1 protein-coding gene is annotated in these 1479 nt (G+C 27.1%); it reads left to right on the forward strand.

Translation table 11 applies throughout. The annotated features are described in order from the left end of the window. Window positions 1-164: 164 nt before the first annotated feature. Window positions 165-1046: an Abi family protein gene (locus AVBRAN9333_RS09380; protein ID WP_214120661.1), complete on the forward strand. Its 882-nt coding sequence runs from the start codon at window positions 165-167 to the stop codon at window positions 1044-1046. Window positions 1047-1479 lie beyond the last annotated feature (433 nt).

Raw genomic sequence — 1479 nt, forward strand, 5'->3', positions numbered from 1 at the left:
TAGTGGGGGTTTGAGAAGATTGTTTAAGTAAAAAATTAATATTTTTATTTTATTTTTCAGCATTTTTGTTGACTTATTAGAATAAAAAATGTTAATATATTTCCGACAGTTCCCTAAGAGCCTCTTAACAATGCGCAACCCTTAGGGACATTTGAAAGCTGATTATGGATAAAAAAACATATAATAAACCCCACAGAACTTGGCAAGAACAATTAGAATTGTTAAGATCTAAAAATTTAACTATTTTAAATGAAGATTTTGCTTTAGAAAAATTAAGAAATTTAAATTATTACAGATTAAGTGCATATTTTTTACCTTTTTATGATGATAATAAGAATTTTATTAAAAATACTAATTTCACGGATATTATTTATTTGTATGATTTTGATATGGAGCTAAAAGCTCTAGTTTCTAATGCTTTGCAGACAATTGAGCTATATTTTAGAACACAAATTGCATACTACCATACATTATCCTTTGGTGCTACAGGATATTTATGTGAGTTAAATTTTACACAAAATCATAAAAACATTAAAACACACAAAAGCCTTATAGATACGATATTTAAGGAAGTAAAACGCTCTAACGAAAGCTTTATAAAGCATTTTTTAGATAATTATAATGAAATACCATTATGGGCAATTGTAGAAGTAATGTCGTTTGGCACTTTATCTAACTTTTACGCATTATTGCAGACAAACGAGCAAAAGAAAATTTCTGATATTTTTAATATAAATAAATCCATTTTGGTAAATTGGTTACATATAGCAACGCTTGTAAGAAATATTTGCGCACATCATTCAAGATTATGGAATAAAACTCTAGCCGTAGTCTTAAAAATTCCTAGCAAAAATGACTTTTTTCAAAATAAAGATTTAAATAATCAAAAAATTTTTGCATTTTTAAATGTAATAATTTATTTACTACAAACTATAAATCCTAAAAACACCTTTTATAATGACTTAAATACATTACTAAATAAATATCCAAATATAAATCTAAAATCAATGGGTTTAAACGACAATCAATATATTATAAAAATATAAGCAAGCTTTTAAAAATATTAATCAATTTTGTATAACATCTCATCACATCTTAGGGGCGGATGGGTCGCCCCCCGCTTTTGCGGGTCTTTCATCAAAACTTTTCACAAATATTTCACATTTTCACAAGTTTTTCACAAAATCCTAATTCTAATTTCAAATTCCGTGAAATTTCACACTCTAAAATCCTATTCATTTCGGTTAGCTCGTTTAAAAACGAGCTAACACAAGGCTTTTTACGATTTTTTCCTAACAGAAAAAATCACAAAAAGCCACCTATCCCCACATCACAATCACATTTTTAAAAATTTTTTCATATCACCCCTAAAGTTATTTTTTAGCACACCGATATAGTTGTAACTTGATAAGGAAATCAAGACAATTATTTTTTTAAGGAGAAAATTATGGGATTCAGAATTAACACAAACGTGGCGGC

This window comes from Campylobacter sp. RM9333, from assembly GCF_020137705.1.
In the GTDB taxonomy this organism is placed as follows: Bacteria; Campylobacterota; Campylobacteria; order Campylobacterales; family Campylobacteraceae; genus Campylobacter_E.